15 protein-coding genes are annotated in these 18,634 nt (G+C 74.6%); 13 read left to right on the forward strand and 2 right to left on the reverse strand.

The window, feature by feature from the left end:
* Positions 1-66 precede the first annotated feature (66 nt).
* Positions 67-666, forward strand: a complete 600-nt coding sequence (locus tag ACFOWE_RS01455; RefSeq protein WP_377284990.1) for an SACE_7040 family transcriptional regulator — start codon at positions 67-69, stop codon at positions 664-666.
* A gap of 68 nt (positions 667-734) precedes the next feature.
* Here the strand turns inward: ACFOWE_RS01455 and ACFOWE_RS01460 are convergent, their stop codons facing one another.
* Positions 735-1,622, reverse strand: a complete 888-nt coding sequence (locus ACFOWE_RS01460) for a LysR family transcriptional regulator (protein ID WP_377284899.1) — start codon at positions 1,620-1,622, stop codon at positions 735-737.
* Between the two features lie 109 nt (positions 1,623-1,731).
* On the opposite strand from ACFOWE_RS01460, the gene ACFOWE_RS01465 reads away from it, so the two are divergent.
* The 4 genes from ACFOWE_RS01465 to ACFOWE_RS01480 all read left to right on the forward strand — a co-directional run bounded on the left by ACFOWE_RS01465 (position 1,732) and on the right by ACFOWE_RS01480 (position 7,390).
* Positions 1,732-2,610: an alpha/beta fold hydrolase gene (locus ACFOWE_RS01465; RefSeq protein WP_377284900.1), complete on the forward strand. Its 879-nt coding sequence runs from the start codon at positions 1,732-1,734 to the stop codon at positions 2,608-2,610.
* A 106-nt stretch (positions 2,611-2,716) separates the two neighbouring features.
* Positions 2,717-3,715: an alpha/beta fold hydrolase gene (locus tag ACFOWE_RS01470; protein ID WP_377284901.1), complete on the forward strand. Its 999-nt coding sequence runs from the start codon at positions 2,717-2,719 to the stop codon at positions 3,713-3,715.
* Between the two features lie 473 nt (positions 3,716-4,188).
* Entirely contained in the window at positions 4,189-5,040 is an 852-nt protein-coding gene (locus ACFOWE_RS01475) for an ABC transporter permease (RefSeq protein ID WP_377284902.1), read from the forward strand.
* Between the two features lie 172 nt (positions 5,041-5,212).
* Positions 5,213-7,390: a thiamine pyrophosphate-dependent enzyme gene (locus ACFOWE_RS01480; RefSeq protein ID WP_377284903.1), complete on the forward strand. Its 2,178-nt coding sequence runs from the start codon at positions 5,213-5,215 to the stop codon at positions 7,388-7,390.
* A gap of 81 nt (positions 7,391-7,471) precedes the next feature.
* On the opposite strand, the gene ACFOWE_RS01485 is transcribed toward ACFOWE_RS01480, so the two are convergent.
* Positions 7,472-7,948 carry a nuclear transport factor 2 family protein gene (locus tag ACFOWE_RS01485; protein ID WP_377284904.1) on the reverse strand — a complete coding sequence of 159 codons (477 nt, stop codon included), beginning with the start codon at positions 7,946-7,948 and terminating at the stop codon, positions 7,472-7,474.
* Between the two features lie 170 nt (positions 7,949-8,118).
* Between ACFOWE_RS01485 and ACFOWE_RS01490 the strand changes: the two genes are divergently transcribed.
* From ACFOWE_RS01490 to ACFOWE_RS01525, 8 genes are all read left to right on the forward strand, one after another.
* Positions 8,119-8,826 (forward strand): M50 family metallopeptidase, encoded by a 708-nt coding sequence (locus ACFOWE_RS01490; protein WP_377284905.1) that lies wholly within the window; start codon positions 8,119-8,121, stop codon positions 8,824-8,826.
* Positions 8,827-9,076: 250 nt separating this feature from the next.
* Positions 9,077-9,745 (forward strand): sensor histidine kinase, encoded by a 669-nt coding sequence (locus ACFOWE_RS01495; protein WP_377284906.1) that lies wholly within the window; start codon positions 9,077-9,079, stop codon positions 9,743-9,745.
* 145 nt (positions 9,746-9,890) lie between these two features.
* Positions 9,891-12,521 (forward strand): class III lanthionine synthetase LanKC, encoded by a 2,631-nt coding sequence (lanKC, locus tag ACFOWE_RS01500; RefSeq protein ID WP_377284907.1) that lies wholly within the window; start codon positions 9,891-9,893, stop codon positions 12,519-12,521.
* Between the two features lie 15 nt (positions 12,522-12,536).
* On the forward strand, positions 12,537-12,671 hold the full coding sequence (locus ACFOWE_RS01505; protein WP_377284908.1) for a SapB/AmfS family lanthipeptide: 135 nt from the start codon (positions 12,537-12,539) through the stop codon (positions 12,669-12,671).
* 43 nt (positions 12,672-12,714) lie between these two features.
* Positions 12,715-12,846, forward strand: a complete 132-nt coding sequence (locus ACFOWE_RS01510) for a SapB/AmfS family lanthipeptide (protein ID WP_377284909.1) — start codon at positions 12,715-12,717, stop codon at positions 12,844-12,846.
* 84 nt (positions 12,847-12,930) lie between these two features.
* Entirely contained in the window at positions 12,931-14,784 is a 1,854-nt protein-coding gene (locus tag ACFOWE_RS01515; protein ID WP_377284910.1) for an ABC transporter ATP-binding protein, read from the forward strand.
* A complete protein-coding gene (locus tag ACFOWE_RS01520) occupies positions 14,781-16,505 on the forward strand; it encodes an ATP-binding cassette domain-containing protein (RefSeq protein WP_377284911.1) in 1,725 nt (574 codons plus the stop codon). Before ACFOWE_RS01515 ends, ACFOWE_RS01520 begins: the two co-directional genes overlap by 4 nt.
* A gap of 26 nt (positions 16,506-16,531) precedes the next feature.
* Positions 16,532-18,556 (forward strand): prolyl oligopeptidase family serine peptidase, encoded by a 2,025-nt coding sequence (locus tag ACFOWE_RS01525; RefSeq protein ID WP_377284912.1) that lies wholly within the window; start codon positions 16,532-16,534, stop codon positions 18,554-18,556.
* Positions 18,557-18,634 lie beyond the last annotated feature (78 nt).

Genomic DNA, 18,634 nt, shown 5'->3' on the forward strand with positions numbered 1-18,634 from the left:
TTGCCGGCGGTTAACGGCCGCTAACTCCACCGGCGATGTTAGTCACCGTTAACGCCACCGTCTACCATTCGATGCGTGACGACCGCCCGTACCCCTACCCGCGAGAGCCGGTCGCGGCGCGTGGAGATCCTGGACGCCGCCGCGGAGCTGTTCGCGGTGCGCGGCTTCCACGGCGTCTCCATCGAGGACATCGGCGGCGCGGTCGGCACCTCCGGCCCGGCGCTGTACCGGCACTTCAGCGGCAAGGAGGCGCTGCTGGCGGAGATGCTGCTGGACATCAGCGAGCGCCTGCACGCCTCGGCCGCCGAGCGCGTCACCGCGGCGCCCGACGCCGATAGCGCCCTGGACGCCCTGCTGGCCGGGCAGATCGAGTTCGCGCTCAGCCATCCGGCGCTGATCACCGTGCACGACCGCGAGCTGGGCAACGTCCCCGAGCCGGCCCGCCGCCGGATCCGGCGGTTGCAGCGGCTGTACGTGGAGGAGTGGGTGACCGTGCTCAGCGAGCTCTACCCGGACTGCCCGCCGGCCCGGCTGCGCGCCGCCACCCACGCGGTCTTCGGCCTGCTCAACTCCACCCCGCACAGCGCGGGCGAGCTGCCACCGGAGACGATGGCCCCGCTGCTGCGCGCCATGGCCCGCGCGGCCCTGGCCGAGGTGCGACGTTAACGGCCGCTAACCTCCGTTGGCGGCCAGGCGCCGGCCGTGGGGCGTGCCCTGAGGGCGTCCCGCTCCCTCTACGCGTGCGCGCCGATGTCGCGGGCGGTCTGGGCCAGTGCGCGGATGTGCGCGCTCTCGCCGGCGGTGCGCCAGGTCAGCGCCCACCGGGTGGCGGGGGCGTCGGCGATGGGCAGGAAGACGACACCCGGGTGACTGTAGTAGCGGGTGACGTGAGCGTTCAGCGGTGAGACGCACCGCCCCTCGGCGACGAGGGACAGCACCTCGTGGAAGGTGCGCGCGCTCGGCCCCCGACCGATGCGGCGGCCGCTCGGAGTACGCCAGGGGACCATGGACTCCACCCAGTAGTCGGGCGCGCCGGCCCCGCCGTCGACGACGAGATGGTCGCCGAGGTCCTCCAGGGACGCCGAGTCCCGGGCGGCCAGGGGGTGGCCGGCGGCGACGGCCAGGACGCGGCCCTCGGTCAGCACGACCGGGCCGACGGTGAGGTCGGGCTCCCTGACGGGCAGCCACAGCAGGTGGAGGTCGGCCTGGCCGGTGCGGAGCGGGGTGAAGGGGTCGCTGAAGTGGAACTCGGTGATCTGGACCTCGCTTCCCGGGTAGCGGTCGCGGAACGCGTCGACGAGGCGGCGCAGTTCGAGCCCCAGGATGCCCATGACGCCCAGCCGCAGTGCCCGGCCCGTGTCCAGGGCGGCGGCTTCGGCACGGGCCAGCCCCGTCTGGATCAGGTCGAGGGCCTGCTGCAGGTCATGGCAGAGGCGCCGGCCGATCGGGGTCGGCTTCACGCGGCGGCTGGTGCGCTCGAAGAGGGGGGCTCCGACACGCCGCTCCAGTTTCCGGATGACCTGGCTGACGCGGGCCTGCGAGAGGTGCAGCCGTTCGGCGGTCCGGCCGAAGTGGAGTTCCTCCGCCAAGGTGAGGAGGATCTCGATGTCCCGTGTCTCCACGTCGATAACTCCCGTTTATTGATGGCGGACGAAGTCTACGTTGATCACTCCGCGGTCCCGGCCGATGCTGGGCGTCGGTGAATCCCCTGACGAAAGGCGAGGTTTCGGCATGCCGTCCGAACGCGTCATCCCCCATGTGCGGCACCGCTCCGTCGAGGTCGACGGCGTACGCGTCTTCTACCGGGAGGCCGGGCCGGCGGATGCGCCCGTGCTGCTGTTGCTGCACGGCTTCCCGTCGGCGTCGCACCAGTTCCGGCGGTTGTTCGACGCGCTCGGTGACCGCTACCGGCTCGTCGCCCCGGACTACCCGGGTTTCGGCCGCACCTCGGCCCCCGAGGGGTTCGCCTACACCTTCGACCGGCTGGCCGGCATCGTGGAGGGTTTCCTGGTCAGGCTGGAACTGTCCAGGTTCGTCATGTACGTCTTCGACTTCGGCGCGCCCGTCGGCTTCCGGCTGGCGGCCCGGCGGCCGGAGTGGATCGCCGGTCTGGTGGTGCAGAACGGCAACGCCTACGCCGAGGGCCTGTCCGAGGGCGCCCGCGAGTTCACCGCGCTGCGCCCCGGCCGCCCGGGGGCCGAGGAACGGATCCGCGACCTGCTGACTCCGGAGGGCACGCGGGGCCAGTACGAGGCCGGTGTGGCCGACCGCGAGCTGGTCGACCCCGACGACTGGACCCTCGACCAGCACTTCCTGGAGCTGCCCGGCCGCAAGGACGCCCAGGTCGCCCTGGCCTTCGACTACCACACCGACGTGGCGTCCTATCCGGCCTGGCAGGCCTGGCTGCGTGCGCACACCCCGCCCGCGCTCGTCGTATGGGGACGCCACGACCCGTTCTTCCCCGAGCCCGGCGCCCGCGCCTACCTGCGCGACCTGCCCGAGGCCGAGGTGCATCTGTTCGACACCGGCCACTTCGCCCTCGAGACCCACCTGCCGCAGATCGCCCCCCTGGTCGCCGGCTTCCTGGACCGGGTCTGGCACGCCCGGTGAGCGGGCCCGCCGGGCGGCGTGTGATCCGGATCACGCGCCGCGACCGTCACAGGAGCCGGCGCCCGCCCGTCCGTATGCGTGAACGACCCGACGACCAGGACAGAGGATGACCATGGTCCACCTTGACGACACGCCCCCGGCCTCCGCCGGGCAGCCGGTGCGCGGGCGGCGCCGGCGCCGCCGGTGGGCGGCCGCGATCACGCTGCCGGTGGCCGCGCTGCTGTTCGGCGCCTACGGCTGGCAGCCGGGCGAGGACGGCCGCGCCTTCCGCTCGCCGTACCTGGCCCAGGTCGGATCCCGCTACGCCGAGACCCCGATCGCCCGCTTCCACTACGTCCAGGCCGGCTCCGGCAGTCCGGTGATCCTGCTCTCGCCCGGCGGCACCTCGGTCATCGGATGGAAGGACCAGCTGCCGGCACTGGCCCGCGACCACACCGTGTACGTGGTCGACCTTCCCGGCCAGGGCTACACCCGGCTGAAGGACCGCGGCTTCGCCTTCGACCTGGACGCCATGACCACCGCCGTCGGGGCGTTCATGGACGCCGTCGGCGTACGGCGGGCGGCCCTGGCGGGCAACTCCTGGAGCGGCGGCTGGGCCCTGGCCTTCGCCCAGCGCCATCCCGACCGCGTCACCAGGCTCGCCCTGCTGGACGCCACCGGACTGGACCTGCCCGGTACCTTGATGTGGGAGTCGCTGAAGATCCCCGTCGTCGGAGAGCTGGCCGTCAAGCTGTCCACCGGCAAGTCCACCGTCCGCGCCCTGGCCGAGGGCATGATGGTCAACAAGCAGCGCGTCACCGACCAGCTGCTGGACGAGTGGTGGGCGCCGATGACCTTCCACGACAACATCCGCGCCACCTACCTGCTGGAGCGCCGCCTGGACTGGGCGCAGACCGAACGCGCCCTGCCCGCCACCAGGACCCCCACCCTGGTGCTGTGGGGCAGGCAGGACACCGTCCAGCCCGTCGAGCGCGCCCACCGCCTCGCCGAGCTGCTGCCCGACGCCCGGCTCCGGATCCTGGACGGCTGCGGCCACGCCCCCCAGCTGGACTGCCCGGAGGCGGTCAACCGGCACCTGGGGGCGTTCTTCGCCGGCCCACGGTGACCGGCGACCTCCCGCGCCGGTCGAAGCCCCGGTGGAGACCTGCCGTGCACCCGCCGGAACCACGGCCCCTCCCGGTGCGCGCGGCGGCGTGACGGCCTGCCGGAGAGCGGCGGCGCCGCGTCCCCGGGTGGCGGGAGCGCACTCGGGGCAGAGCCGGGAGAAGCGTTGTCCCGCCGACCATCTCGATATATCTTCAAAATATCTCGATAGCTGGAACGGAGGAGCCCGATGCACCCGCGCCGTCCCGTCCCGTGGATCCGCCGGTCCGTCTCCCCGGATCCCGGCCGGGGACGGCGCCGGTGACCGATTCGCCGAGCTGGGCGTGCCGATCCGTTCGGTGAGCGTCTCGCGGCCCTCCCTCGACGACGTGTTCATGTCGTACACGGGCTCCACCATCCGCGACGCCGAGGCCGAGGGCACGGCGAACGCCTGGATGCGGGCGATGGCCCGCCGCTGAGAGGAGGGAGGCGGAGATGACCACGGGCGTGGTGGGCGTGCGGGTGCCGGCCCGCTCCCTCGGTCACGAGCTGCGCGCGGTCAAGGTGGTGCTCCACCGGGAGATGCTGCGCTTCGCCAGCGACCGCACCCGCATGCTCTCCACGGTCGTCCAGCCGGTGCTCTGGCTGTTCGTCCTGGGCACCGGGTTCGGCTCGCTGGCGCAGGGGGCGATCCCCGGGGTCGACTACCGCACCTTCATGTTCCCCGGCATGATCGCGATGACGGTGATCATGACGGCGATGTTCTCCGCCGGGTCGATCGTGTGGGACCGCGAGTTCGGCTTCCTGCGCGAGATGCTCGTCGCCCCGGTCGGCCGGGGCGCGATCGTGGCCGGCGAGTGCCTGGGCGGGGCGATCGTCGCGGTGGGCCAGGGCGTCGTCATCCTGGCCCTCGGCGGGCTGGTCGGCGTGCCGTACGACCCGGTGCTGATGCTGACTCTGCTGGCGGAGATGTTCCTCGCCGCGTTCGCCGTCACCGCGTTCGGCGTGACGCTGGCCGCGCGGATGCAGAACATGCAGACGTTCTTCGCGCTCATGCAGATGGCCGTGATGCCGATGGTCTTCCTGTCCGGCGCGATGTTCCCGCTGGGGAACCTGCCGTCGTGGCTGCACGTGCTGACCACGCTGAACCCGCTGACCTACGCCGTCGACCCGCTCCGCCAGGCGGTCTTCTCCCACCTGGACGTGCCCGCGCGGGCCGCGGCGCTGCTCGACCCGGGCGTGAGCTGGGCCGGCTGGCGGGTCCCGGTCCTCGTGGAGCTGGGCCTGGTCGCCGCCGGCGCCGTCCTGCTCGGCGTGGCGGTCGCCCGCTTCCGCCGGACCGGCTGAACCCCGCGGGCACCCGCTCCCGCCGGACCGGCCGGGCCCGGCGCCCGCCGTACGGGCCGGTCCGGTGAGATCCGGCGGACCAAAAGCGGCCAGGGCGGCGACGCGGGCGGCTCCGGGGGACATAATCGGGTCTGTGGCGCGCGACACTGTTGAGACTCATTTCTCCGAAGCGGTGACGGCTCTGATCCCCGGGGTCCCACGCGACCCCGCACTGCCGGTGCGCGAGGGCACGGGCCTGACCGGCGCCCGCTGCCGCGAGCTGTTCGAGTTCCAGCTCGGCAGCCGGCTGCTGGACGTCGCCGCCCGGGTCCTCCGCGAGCGGGGCGACGGCTTCTACACCATCGGCTCCGCCGGTCACGAGGGCAACGCCGCGGTCGCCGACGCGCTGCGCCCGACCGACCCCGCGCTGCTCCACTACCGTTCCGGCGCCTTCTACCTGACCCGCTCGGCGATGGCCGGGCGCCTGCCCGAGCAGGGGCTGCGCGACGTGCTGCTCGGCCTGGTCGCCGCGGCGGAGGAGCCCATCGCCGGCGGGCGGCACAAGGTCTTCGGCCATCCCGACCTCGCGGTGATCCCGCAGACCTCGACGATCGCCAGCCACCTGCCGCGCGCGGTGGGCGTGGGCTTCGCCATCGAGCGCGCCCGCCAGCTCGGCGTGCCCGGCCCGTGGCCGGAGGACGCGATCGCGGTGTGCAGCTTCGGCGACGCCTCGGTCAACCACGCCAGCGCCCTGTCCGGTTTCAACACCGCCGCCTACGTCTCCTACCTGGGCCTGGCGATGCCCCTGCTGTTCGTGTGCGAGGACAACGGCCTGGGCATCAGCGTGCGGACCCCGAGCGGCTGGGTGGAGGCCGCCCGCCACCGGTCGCTGGAGTACTTCGAGGCCGACGGCTGCGACCTGGCCGGCGTGCACGACGCGGCGCGGGCCGCCGCCGACCACGTCCGCACGCGCCGCTCCCCCGCGCTGCTGCGCATCGCCACCGTCCGGCTGATGGGCCACGCCGGCTCGGACGTCGAGCTGGCCTACCGGACCAAGCGGGAGATCGACGCCGACATCGCGCGCGATCCGCTGGTCGGCACCGCCCGGCTGCTCGTCGAGGCCGGGCTGGCCACCCCCGACGAGCTGGTCGCCCGGTACGAGACGCTGCGCGAGCACGTGCTGCGGATGGCCTGCGAGAGCTCCCGGCGCCCGAGGCTGACCTCCGCCGTCGACATCATGGAGCCGCTCGCCCCGCGCCGGCCCGAGGCGGTGGCCGAGGCGGTCACGGCCTGCGCCGCTCCCGCCGTCCGGGAGAAGGCCTTCGGCGGGCGGCTGCCCGAGCACGAGGGGCCGCTCACCCTCTCCCAGGCGGTCAACCGGACCCTGGCCGACGCCCTGGCCGCGAGCCCCGACGTGCTGGTCTTCGGCCAGGACGTGGCGCGCAAGGGCGGCGTGTACGGCGTCACCCGCGGCCTGCAGAAGCGCTTCGGCGCGGGCCGGGTCATCGACACGCTCCTGGACGAGCAGAGCGTGCTCGGCATGGCGCTGGGCGCGGGCGTGTCCGGCCTGCTCCCGGTCCCCGAGGTGCAGTACCTCGCCTACCTGCACAACGCGCTGGACCAGATCCGCGGCGAGGCCGCGACCCTGCAGTTCTTCTCCCGGGGCGCCTTCCGCAACCCGATGGTGCTGCGCCTGCCCTCCTACGCCTACCAGAAGGGCTTCGGCGGCCACTTCCACAACGACAACTCCGTCGCCGCGCTGCGCGACATCCCGGGTCTCGTCATCGCCTCCCCCTCCCGGCCCGACGACGCCGCGGCGATGCTGCGGACCTGCCTGGCCGCCGCCCGGACCGACGGCAGCGTCTGCGTCTTCCTCGAACCGATCGCCCTCTACAACACCCGCGACATGTTCGAGGAGGGCGACAACGGCTGGCTCGCGCCGTACGCGCCGCCGTCCCGGTGGGCGGAGACCCACGTGCCGGTCGGCCGCGCCCGCAGCTACGGCGACGGCCGCGACCTGACCATCGTGACCTTCGGCAACGGCCTGCGGATGAGCCTGCGCGCCGCGGTCAGGCTCACCGCGGAGGGCTACAGCTGCCGGGTGCTCGACCTGCGCTGGCTGGCGCCGCTCCCGGTGGAGGACCTGCTGCGCGCGGCCGAGCTGACCGGCAACGTGCTGATCGCCGACGAGACCCGCCGCGGCGGCGGCGTCTCGGAGGGGGTCGTCGCCGAGCTGCTGGACGCCGGGTTCACCGGGAGGATCGCCCGGGTCACCTCCTGCGACAGCTTCGTCCCGCTGGGCGAGGCGGCCAGGCACGTGCTGCTCTCGGAGAGCGAGATCGAGGAGGCCGCCCGCAAGCTGCTGGGCTGAGCCGGCGGATGCGACCGCCGAAGCCCGCGGATACGACCGCTGAGCCGGCGGATGCGACCGCCGAAGCCCGCGGATACGGCCTCAGACGGCGGCCGCGGTCCGCTCGAGGCCCTGCCTGGCCCGGTCGCGGATCCTCGTCCGGAAGGCCGGGGTCCAGCCGACGACGAGCCCGACCGGCCTGCCGAGGGCCATCTTCGACCAGCGTTTGAAGTCGAACTCGTCGTGGTGCCGGATGATCAGCCCGCCCTCGAAGCGGAACAGCGAGTCCACCTGGTGGACGACCCTCCGGCCGGTCGCGGTGAAGGTGTAGCCGGCGTTCCAGCTCGCGGTGACCGCGTGGGGCAGCGCGGTCACCGCGCGGAGGGTGAGGTCCAGGTCGGCGCCGTGACCCAGCTGCACGCGCCACATGGCCATGATCCGGTCCCGGCCCTCGACCTCCGGGAAGATCGGGTCTCCGAAGGTCACCTCGGGGTGGTAGCAGCCTTCCATGGCCGCGAGATCCCGGCGCGCGAGCGCGTCGTAGAAGGTCCTGATGAGTGCGGCGTCCGCGTCGTTCACGGGCCTCTCCCGTTCCTTGACAATCTGCACATCAAGGCATCCTGTGCACACCAAGCTTAATATCACCCGATAGCTCTCAGACCTTGAGCGCTCCCGCGCCGTCTACGCCAGACTTCCTAGCGTGGGACGCTTTGATCCGGCGTTCCCCGGCGTCAGCGAGGAGAAGTGAAGTGACCGAGGTCTGGGTGGCCCTGACCACAGCCCAGCCGGAGCCGCCCGCGTGGGTCGTGCTGCTGTCCGCCCTGACCGCCCTGACGGTGGTGACGTGGTCGACGTCGTGGCAGATCTCACGCGGCCTGGTCACCATCGCCCACGAGGGCGGGCACGCGCTGGTGGCGCTGCTCACCCGGCGCAAGCTGCAGGGCATCCGGCTGCACTCCGACACCTCGGGCGTGACGCTCACCCGCGGCCGGCCCACCGGCCCCGGCATGATCCTGACCGCCGCCGCCGGCTACGTCGCCCCGTCCCTGCTGGGGCTGGGCGGCGCGCTGCTGACCTCCTCCGGGCGCGTCGCCGTGCTCATCGCCGTCGTGATCGCGCTGCTCGTCTGCATGCTGGTGGTGATCCGCAACCTGTTCGGGGCGGTGAGCCTGCTGGCCGTCGGCGGGGCGCTCGCGGCGCTCACCTGGTACGCCCCGGCGGAGGTGGACGCGGTCATCGCCTATCTGGCCGTCTGGTTCCTGCTGTTCGGCGGCGTCCGGCCGATCCTGGAGCTGGGCCGCAAGCGCCGCCACGGCCGCGTCCCGGACTCCGACGCCGACCAGCTCGCCCGGCTGACCTTCCTGCCCGCGGGATTCTGGGTGGTGTTCTTCCTGCTGGTCGCCGGGGCCGCGCTGCTGACCGGCGCCTACCTGCTGGTTCCGCTCCCGGCCGGCTGACGGCCCACCGGCCCGCCCACCCGGAGAGGGCCGCCATGAAACTTACATATCCGGCCAATCGGGATATTTCCGATGAATTGACTTTATCTAGTTTAGTTATGTATTGTTGACAGTTAGTCTAGTTGGTGGTCTTATAGCGAAGATCATCCCCTCCGGCGAGAGTCGGTCGATGCCGCCCCACGTAAAAACCGCAGTGGCGATCGCGCTTCTGCTTTTCCTGTCCTCCCTGGGCGCCGCAGTCTTTCTCTGGGTGCGGCTCAGGCGGCTCAGAGCCCAGCAGGCGGCCGAGAGGGAGCGAGCCATCGCCCGGGCGCGCGAGGAGTTCTCCCGGGACGTGCACGACCTCGTGGGCCACTGGCTCTGGCTCGCGTCGGTCAAGAGCGAGCTGGCCTACCGGCAGGCCCGTGGCGACGACCGGCTCCGCGGCGAGCTCGCCGAGGCGCTCCGGGCGGTACGGCACGCCGCCCATGCCGTACGGCACGCCTCCAGGCCCGACCGGAACCTCTCCCTCCGGGGCGAGGTCGTCCGGGCCGAGGCCCTGCTCTGGAGCCTGGGGGCCGACTGCTTGATCCAGGTGGACGCCGGCGGGCTGCCCTCCGACCTGAACGCGGCGCTGGCCGCGGTGGTCCGGGAGGGCGTCACCAACATGCTGCGGCACAGCGCGGTCGACAAGTGCGTGATCGAACTCCACCGGGACGAAGACCGCGTCTCACTGACCGTCGCCAACGACGGCCTCGCCGCCCCGCCGCGCTTCCCCGCCGGCGGCCCCAGGCCCGGCGCCGCTCCGCACCCGGCGGGCAGCGGCCTGGTCAACCTCAGGGAGCGGATGGCCGGGGTGGGGGGCACCGTGGAGGCGGCGCCCGGTCCGGACGGCTGGTTCCGGCTCATCGCCGAAGCGCCCCTGAGGGCGTACGAGTAAATCACACCGCACCGGGTTTCGCCAGGTGGATCACTTCTTCACCATCTGGACTGTGAATTACGCATATAAGAGCAGTTGAACTTGTAACTGGAAACCGTCCCGGCCATCCGCGATTCTCTCTGGGGAAGCAACCGAGGGGATCGCCGTGAATGACCACTATGAGCTTTACTGCCTCGCGGATCCGTTGTTCTACGACGTTCTCGACGGTCGCCGCGGCGACCGCCCGGACTTCCCTCTCGCCTCCCGCGAGGTCCCGGAGGGCTGGACGCACCAGGCGACCGACACCTGGATGCACTACGCGCCGGCCGGCGGGACGATGCCGTCGCAGGGATGGAAGATCCACGTGTCGGCCCGGCCGGAGGACGCCGAGCGCGCCATGGAGACGGTGTGGGACTACTGCGTGCCGCGGGGCATCGCGTTCAAGTTCCTGCGCAGCCCGTCGGTCATGACGATGATGAGCTCCAAGGCCGCCCCCCGCGGGTCGAGCGGCAAGCTGGTGACGATCTACCCCGCGGACGAGGACCTGCTGGAGCTCGCCCTCAAGGAGCTCGACGTCCTGCTCCGCGGCGTCGAGGGCCCCTACGTCCTCAGCGACCTGCGCTACGGCGAGGGCCCGCTCTTCGTCCGGTACGGCGGCTTCCTGGCGCGCGACTGCCTGAACGGGAGCGGCGAGCTGGTGCCGGCCATCGAGGACGGCGAGGGGAGGCTGGTCCCCGACGTCCGCGGTCCCGCCTTCAGCGTGCCCCCGTGGGTGACGCTCCCGGCCTTCCTGGAGCCCCACCTGGCCGCCCGCAACGCGGTCACCACCACCGGCCTGCCGTACGCGATCGAGAGCGTCATGCACTTCTCCAACGGCGGCGGGGTGTACCTGGGGCGGGACACGCGCACCGGCCGGCAGGTGGTGCTGAAGGAGGCCCGGCCGTACGCGGGGCTCGACGCCGCCCGGCGGGACGCGGTCGCCCGGCTGGCGCACGAGCGGGAGATGCTGGAACGGCTGGCCGGGCTCGATGCGGTGCCCGAGCTGATCGACTACTTCACGCTGGGCGGGCACCACTTCCTGGTCCAGGAGTTCGTCGACGGCAATCCGCTGCAGCGGCTGCTCGTGCAGAGGTACCCGCTGAGCCGGGCGAGCGGGGACCGGCGGGCCCTCGACGACTACACCGCGTGGGTCGTCGCCGACGTCCTGCCCAAGGTCCGGCAGGCGGTCGCGTCCCTCCACGGGCGCGGGGTGGTCTTCGGCGACCTGCACCCGAGCAACGTCCTCGTCACCGCCGAGGGCCGGGTCGTCCTGATCGACTACGAGGTGGCGACCCTCGCCACGAGCGGCGAGCGCGCCGCCCTCGCCCATCCCGCGTTCACGGCGCCGCCCGACCGGCGGGGCACCGAGGTGGACGTCTACGCCCTGGCCTGCCTCTGCCTCGGGATGTTCGCCCCCCAGCTGACGATCATGCTGCCGCTCGGCCGCTCCAAGGTGGTCCAGCTCGCCGACCTCATCACGGAGACCTTCCCGGTCCCGCCGGAGCTGATCGGCGAGGCGGTGCGCACCGTCCTCGGCGCGGAGGCGGTGACGGCGCCCGAGATCCCCCGGCCCGACCGCGACGGCTGGCCCCGGGTGCGGGACGCGCTGGTCCGGGCGGTCCTGGCCAGCGCGACCCCCGAGCGGGACGACCGCCTCTTTCCCGGGGACCCCGCGCAGTTCGAGGCGGGCGGCGGCCTCTGCTTCGCGTACGGCGCGGCGGGGGTGCTCTACGCGCTGGACGCGGCCGGAGCCGGGCGCTTCCCCGAGCACGAGGAATGGCTGCGCCGCCGGGTCTCCGCCTCCGGGCGGCGGATGCGCCCCGGGTTCTACGACGGCCTGCACGGCGTCGCCCACGTCCTGGACCGGTTCGGTCACCGCCAGGACGCGCTGGACCTCGTGGAGGCGTCCCTCCGCGGCGCCTGGGACGACCTGGAACTCGGCCTGTTCGGCGGTCTGGCCGGGATCGGCCTGAACCTGCTCCACCTGGCCCGGACCACCGGTGAGTCAGCCCTCGAGGAGACGGCGCTGCGGATCGCCGCCGCCTGCTCCGACCGGCTCGGCGGCCCCGGCGACGTGCCGGAGATCAGCGGCGGGGACAACCCCCGCGCGGGCCTGATGTACGGCTCGTCCGGGCCCGCCCTGCTCTTCCTGCACGCCTACGAGCGCACAGGTGAGGCGGCGCTGCTCGACCGGGCGGCCACGGCGCTCCGGCAGGACCTCCGCCGCTGCACGACGACCGAGGACGGCTCGCTCCAGGTCGACCAGGGATGGCGGACGCTGCCCTACCTCGCCGAGGGCTCGGCGGGCGTCGGGCTGGTCCTGGCCCGCTATCTGGCCCATCGCGACGACGAGGCCTTCGCGGCGGCGCTCGACGCCTGCCGGCGCGTCACCCGGGCGCGCTACTTCGTGCAGCCCGGCATGTTCGCCGGCCGGAGCGGCATCATCGCGGCGCTGCACGGAGGCATGGGACCCGCCCCCGAGGATCCCGGCGCCGGAGCGGGCGGGCTGCTCCACGGGCTGGCCTGGCACGCGCTGCCGTACGCCGGCGGGCTCGCCTTCCCCGGCGACCAGCTGCTCAGACTCTCGATGGACTTCGCGACCGGCACGGCCGGAGTCCTGTTCGCGATGAGCACCGCGCTGCACGAGCGCCCGGTGTTCCTCCCCTTTGTCCAGCCGCCCGGCGGGGCAGGCGCCGCTGCCACGGAACCGCCTGCCCGTGAAACCGCCGAGCGGCCTCTCACCCCCACGAGTCACTGAAGGAGGTGCAACGACATGGTACTTCTCGATCTCCAGTCCCTGGAAGCCCCCGGCGGGGGCGGCCACGGCGGTGGCGGCGGCAGCACGCTGACCGTCCTGGGCTGCGAATCCGCCGCCCCGAGCAACCTGAGCCTCGTGCTCTGCCACTGATAGTCCCCCCCTTCGACGGCTTCGACAGAACTGGAGCAATCCCATGGTCCTTCTCGACCTGCAGTCCCTGGAGACCCCCGGCGGCGGCCACGGCGGTGGCGGCGGCAGCACGCTGACCGTCCTGGGCTGCGAATCCGCCGCCCCGAGCAACCTGAGCCTCGTGCTCTGCCACTAGCCGATGCTCCCGTGCCCGGGGCGGCCACCGCGGCCGCCCCGGGCACGGCCGTCAGTGAACCCCGGACGCAGGGAGGAGGGACCGGTGCGGCCCGCGGATCGGCTCATCGTCCGGACCGTACGGCGGAGCGGCCCGTGGCCGGCCGTCCTGGCGGTCGCCTCCGTGGCCGGCGCGTGCGCCGAGCTGGCCCTCCCCCTCGTCCTGGGGCGCACGGTCGACGGCCTCGTCGCGGGCGGGCCGGCGTGGGGCACGTGGCCGGTCGTCTGCGCCGCCGTCGTGGCCGCCATCGTGGTCTGCGACGCCCTCGGCATGTGGGCGGCCGGGACCGGGAGCGCCGAGGCCGCGCGCCGGCTGCGCCTGCGGATCGTGCGGCACGTGCTGGGCGCCGGTCCCGCGCTGGGCCGCCGCTTCCCGGAAGGGGACCTGGCGGCCAGGGCGGGCGTCAACGCCGAGGAGGCGGGCCGCGCCCCGGAGACCCTCGTCACCGGGGCGGCACTGGTCATCCCCTCGGCGGGAGGGCTGGTCGCGCTCACCTTCATCGACCCCTGGCTGACGGTGACGCTCGCCGCCGGCCTCGTCGTCATCGTCCTCGTGCTGCGGGCCTTCCTCCGTCTGAGCACCACCCTCGCCGGCGGCTACCAGGATGCGCAGGGCGACATCGCGGCACGCCTGCTCGACGCCCTGGCCGGGGCGCGCACGATCGGCGCCGCCGGCACCCTGGCCGAGGAGAGGGCCCGGGTGCTGGCCGTGCTCCCCCGGTTGCGCGCCCACGCCATGGACATGTGGCGGGCCGGCGCCCGCGCCGGCGTGCAGGCCGGTGTCGTGGTGCCGCTGCTGGAGGTGGCCGTGCTCGGCGTGGGCGGACTCCTGCTCACCGCCGGCGAGCTGTCCCCCGGAGAGCTGTACTCGGCCGCCCGGTACGCGGCGCTCGGCGCCGGCATCGGCTCGGCCCTGGGCCACCTGGGCAGGCTGGCCCGGGCGCGGGCCGCCGCCGGCCGGATCACCGAGCTGACGGAGGAGCCGCGCAGGGCCTGCGGTGACCGCTCCCTGCCTCCGGGTCCCGGCACCCTGGAGTTCCGGGACGTCGCCGCCGACGGCCTGGCCGGCGTCGGGCTGGTCGTGCCCGGCGGATCCGCGGTGGCGGTGGTCGGCCGCTCCGGCGCGGGCAAGTCGGTGCTCGCCGCCCTCGCCGGCCGCCTGGCGGACCCGTCCCGCGGCACGGTGCTCCTCGACGGCGTCCCGCTGCCGGAGCTGTCCCGGCAGGCCCTGGGCGCGTCCGTCGGCTACGCGTTCGAACGCCCCGTCCTGATCGGCGGGACCGTGGCCGACGCCATCGGCCTCGGCCTGCCGTACCGCGCCGGGGACGGTGCCGGGACCGGGTGGAGCCCACAGGAGATGGAGCGGCTGCGCGCGGCGGCCCGCGCCGCGTGCGCCGACGACTTCGTCCGGCGGCTCCCCCTCGGCTACGACACCCCGCTGCGGGACGCGCCGATGTCCGGCGGGGAGCGGCAGCGGCTCGGCCTCGCCCGCGCCTTCGCGCACGGCCGGAGGCTGCTCGTCCTGGACGACGCCACCTCCAGCCTGGACAGCATCACCGAGCGCCGGGTGAGCCAGGCGCTCGCCGGCGAGCTGGGCGAGCGTACACGACTGATCGTGACGCACCGGGCGGCGACCGCGGCGGCGGCCGACCGGGTGATCTGGCTGGAGGGCGGCCGGGTCCGCGGCTACGACCGGCACCGGGTGCTCTGGGAGGACCCCGCCTACCGCGCCGTCTTCGGCGTGCGGCGGGCCGGCGCGGACGGGCGGGCGGAGCAGGCGGGCGCACCGGAGCAGGTGGGAACGGCGGAGCAGGTGGGAACGGCGGAGCGGGCGGGCGCACCGGAACGCACGGCGGCGGAGCCGTCGACGGCGTCGGCGGGGCGGGTGGTCGCGCCGTGAACCGGCCGGTCCGCCGGGCGCTCCTGCGCGATCCGCGCCTGCTGGCCCGGCTCGGCCTGTGGTCGGTCGCCGAGACCGCGCCCGCGCTCGTGGTCGGCCTGGCCGTCGCCGGGGCGATCGACGACGGCTTCGCCGCCGGGCGGCCGGGCACGGGCCTGGCCTGGCTGGCGGTCCTCGGCACCGCCTGGCTGGTCGCCGCGGCCGGTGCGCGGCAGGCCGTACTGGCCGTCGCCGCGATCGTGGAGCCGTTCCGCGAGGACCTGCTCGGCCATGTCGTCGACAGCGCCCTGACCGCCTCGGCCGCGCTGGGGCACCGGCCGGACACCGCCGCGGTGGCCCGGATGAACCTCCAGGTGGAGCTGGCCCGCGACGCCCTCGCCTCGGTCGTCACGGTCGTGCGGTCGTTCGTGTTCACCGCGGTGAGCGTGCTGCTCGGGCTGACGGCGCTGATGCCGCAGGTGCTGGTGCTCGTGCTCCCCCCGTTCGCGGCCGGGCTCGGCCTCTTCCTGCTCTCGCTCCCGGTGCTGGCCCGGCGGCAGCGGGAGTTCCTGCTGGCCGACGAGCGCACCGCCGAGTCGGTCACGGCCGTGGCCGGCGGGCTGCGGGACATCGCGGCCTGCGCGGCGGAGGAGAGGGTGGCCGCCGCGGTGGAGGATCGGGTGGCCGGGCAGGCCGCCGCCGGGCGCGCGCTCGCCCGGGTGACCGCGGTCCGCACGCTCTCACTGGCGGTGGGCGGCCTGCTGCCGGTGCTGCTGATCCTCGCCGGCGCTCCCTGGCTGCTGGCCCAGGGGGCGGGCGCCGGAGCCGTCCTGGGCGCCCTGGCCTACGTGACGCAGTCGCTGGCGCCCGCGCTGGGCAACCTCGTGCAGGGCCTGGGGGTGAGCGCGGTGCGGCTGCACGTGTCTCTCCGCCGCATCACGGCTCCGGGGCCGGCCGGCGGGCACCGGCCCGGCGCCGCGGAGGCCCGGTCGCCGGCCGCGGACGGGGGGATCGAGCTGCGCGGGGTGACGTTCGCCTACGGGCCGCACGCCGAGCCGGTGATCGACCGCCTCGACCTGACCGTCCCCGACGGGGAGCACGTGGCCGTGGCCGGGCCCAGCGGCATCGGCAAGTCCACGCTGGCCGCGCTCGTCGCCGGCGTGCTCCGCCCGGACGCCGGAGAGGTCCTCGTCGGCGGCGTGCCCGCCCACCGGGTCGACCCGGCCGACCGGGTGCTCATCCCCCAGGAGGCCTACGTCTTCCGGGGCACGCTGCTGGAGAACCTGACCTACCTCGCCCGCGGCGCCACCCGGGAGGAGGTGGACGGGGCGGTGGCGGCGCTCGGCCTGACCGCGCTGGTGGAGCGGCTCGGCGGCTGCTCCGCCGAGATCTCCGCGGGCCTGCTGTCGCCGGGTGAGCGCCAGCTCGTCGCACTGGCCCGCGCCTACCTGACCTCGGCGCGGCTGGTCGTCCTGGACGAGGCGACCTGCCACCTCGACCCGGTGGCCGAGTCCCGCGTCGAGGAGGCGTTCGCCCGCCGCGGCGGCACGCTCCTCGTCATCGCCCACCGCCCGGCCTCCGCCCTGCGCGCGCGGCGCGTCCTCGTCATGGACGGCACGCGCGTGCGGCTCGGGCGGCACGAGGAGCTGCTCGCCTCCTCCCCGCTCTACGCCGACCTGGCCGGCCGGTGGAGCCCCCGGCACGACTCCCCGCAGCCCGCTCCCCCCGGCCACGCGGCCTGACACCATCGAACGCCAGGAGCCGTCCCGTGATCTATCCCCCCGCCGAACGGCAGCCGATCGTCGACCGCCTGCACGGCCGCGCCGTGCCGGACCCGTACCGGTGGCTGGAGGATCCCGGCGACCCGCGGACCCGGGAGTGGCTGGCGGCCCAGGACGCCCTGTGGCGGGCCTGCGCCGCCGCGCTGCCCGGCCGCGACCACTGGCACGCCCGGGTGGCCGAGCTGGGCGCGGCCGGCACGGTCACCGCGCCGCTGTGGCGCGGAGGGCGCCGGTTCTTCCTGCGGAGCACGGCCGGGCGGCAGCACCCGGTGCTGTACGCCGCCGGCCCCGGCGGCGGCGAGGAGGCCCTGGTCGATCCCGGCGCCCTCGACCCCTCCGGCCTGACCGTCCTCGACCACTGGCAGCCCGACCTGTCCGGCCGGCTGCTGGCCTACCAGCTGTCCCGGGGCGGGGACGAGCGCTCGCAGTTGCACGTCATGGACGTCGCCACCCGGCGGATCGTGGACGGCCCGATCGACCGCTGCCGCTACGCCCCGGTGGTGTGGCTGCCGGACGGCGAGGCGTTCTTCTACGTCCGGGACCGGCGGGTGTGCCTGCACCGGCTCGGCACGGCCGCCGACGACGACGTCGTGATCCTCGCCGAGGAGCGCTCCTACGGCCTGGGCTCCGGCCCCGGCGGCCGCTGGCTGGTGGTCTCGGCGGCGGCGGAGGGCGGCAACGACGTCTGGCTGGCCGACCTGTCGGCCTCCCCTCCCGAGCGGCCCCGCCTGCGGGTGGTCCAGAAGGGGATCGGCGCGGTCACGGTGCCCGCCGTCGGCCGGGACGGCCGCCTGTACCTGCTGACCACGCTGGACGCGCCCCGCGGGCGGTTGTGCGTCGCCGACCCGGCCGACCCGGGCCCCGAGGGGTGGCGGGAGCTGGTGGGCGAGGACCCCGAGGCGGTGACCGGCGACTTCGCCCTCCTCGACGGCCCCGGGCTCCCCGGCGGCCCGGTGCTCCTCGTCGGGCGGACCCGGCACGCGATCAGCGAGATCGGGGTCCACGACCCGGCCACCGGCGAGCGGACCGGCCGGGTGCCGCTGCCCGGGCTCGGCGCGGTGGGCCGGATCTCCACGCGCCCCGAGGGCGGCCACGAGGCCTGGTTCTCCTACACCGACAGCGTCACTCCGCCCGGCGTGCACCGCTACGACGCGCGCACCGGGCGGACCACGCCGTGGGCCGCCGCGCCCGGCGCCGTGGACGTGCCCGAGCTGACGGCCCGCCAGGTCGTCTACGCCTCGGCCGACGGCACACCGGTGCGCATGGTCGTGCTCGCCCGGCCGGGGAGCGGGCCCCGCCCGGCGATCCTGTACGGCTACGGCGGGTTCGGGCGCGCGCTGAGCCCGTCCTACTCCGGTTACGTCCTGCCCTGGGTGGAGGCCGGAGGCGTCTTCGTGCTCGCCCAGGTGCGCGGCGGCGGCGAGGAGGGCGCCCGGTGGCACCGCGACGGCATGCTGGAGCGCAAGCAGAACGCCGTCGACGACTTCGTCGCGGCCGCGGAGCGGCTGATCGCCGACGGCTGGACCGCGCCCGACCGGCTCGCCGCCTGCGGGGAGTCGGGAGGCGGGCTGCTGGTCGGGGCCGCGGTCACGCAGCGGCCCGAGCTGTTCGCCGCCGCGGTGTGCTCGGCCCCGCTGCTCGACATGGTCCGCTACGAGCGCTCCGGCCTGGGCCCGGCCTGGCGCGGGGAGTACGGCTCGGCGGAGGATCCGGAGCAGCTGGGGTGGCTGCTGGGCTACTCGCCGTACCACCGGGTCCGCGAGGGCGTGGACTATCCGGCGACGCTGCTGACCTCGTTCGGCGGCGACACCCGGGTGGACCCCCTGCACGCGCGGAAGATGTGCGCGGCGCTGCAGCACGCCACGTCGGGCCCGCGGCCGGTCCTGCTGCGCCACGAGGGCGGCGTCGGGCACGGCGCCAGGGCCGCCGGCCGGGCGACCGCCCTGGCCGCGGACATGCTGGCGTTCCTCGCCGCGCACACCGGGCTGGCGGCGCCGCCGCGGGGACGGTAGCGCCACCGGGCGGGCCGGGTCCGCCGGCGGCCCGCCCTCACGGGGTCTGCGGAGGATCCCGCCCTCACGGGGACCGGC

The sequence above is a fragment of the Planomonospora corallina genome (genome assembly GCF_042650625.1).
GTDB lineage: Bacteria > Actinomycetota > Actinomycetes > Streptosporangiales > Streptosporangiaceae > Planomonospora_B > Planomonospora_B corallina.

What these genes read in the sequence shown, in the direction of transcription:
- ACFOWE_RS01470 (WP_377284901.1), top strand. Translation starts at nt 2,717, where the DNA reads ATGACCATGGTCCACCTTGACGACACGCCCCCGGCCTCCGCCGGGCAG.
- ACFOWE_RS01475 (WP_377284902.1), top strand. Translation starts at nt 4,189, where the DNA reads ATGACCACGGGCGTGGTGGGCGTGCGGGTGCCGGCCCGCTCCCTCGGT.
- ACFOWE_RS01510 (WP_377284909.1), top strand. Translation starts at nt 12,715, where the DNA reads ATGGTCCTTCTCGACCTGCAGTCCCTGGAGACCCCCGGCGGCGGCCAC.
- ACFOWE_RS01505 (WP_377284908.1), top strand. Translation starts at nt 12,537, where the DNA reads ATGGTACTTCTCGATCTCCAGTCCCTGGAAGCCCCCGGCGGGGGCGGC.
- ACFOWE_RS01465 (WP_377284900.1), top strand. Translation starts at nt 1,732, where the DNA reads ATGCCGTCCGAACGCGTCATCCCCCATGTGCGGCACCGCTCCGTCGAG.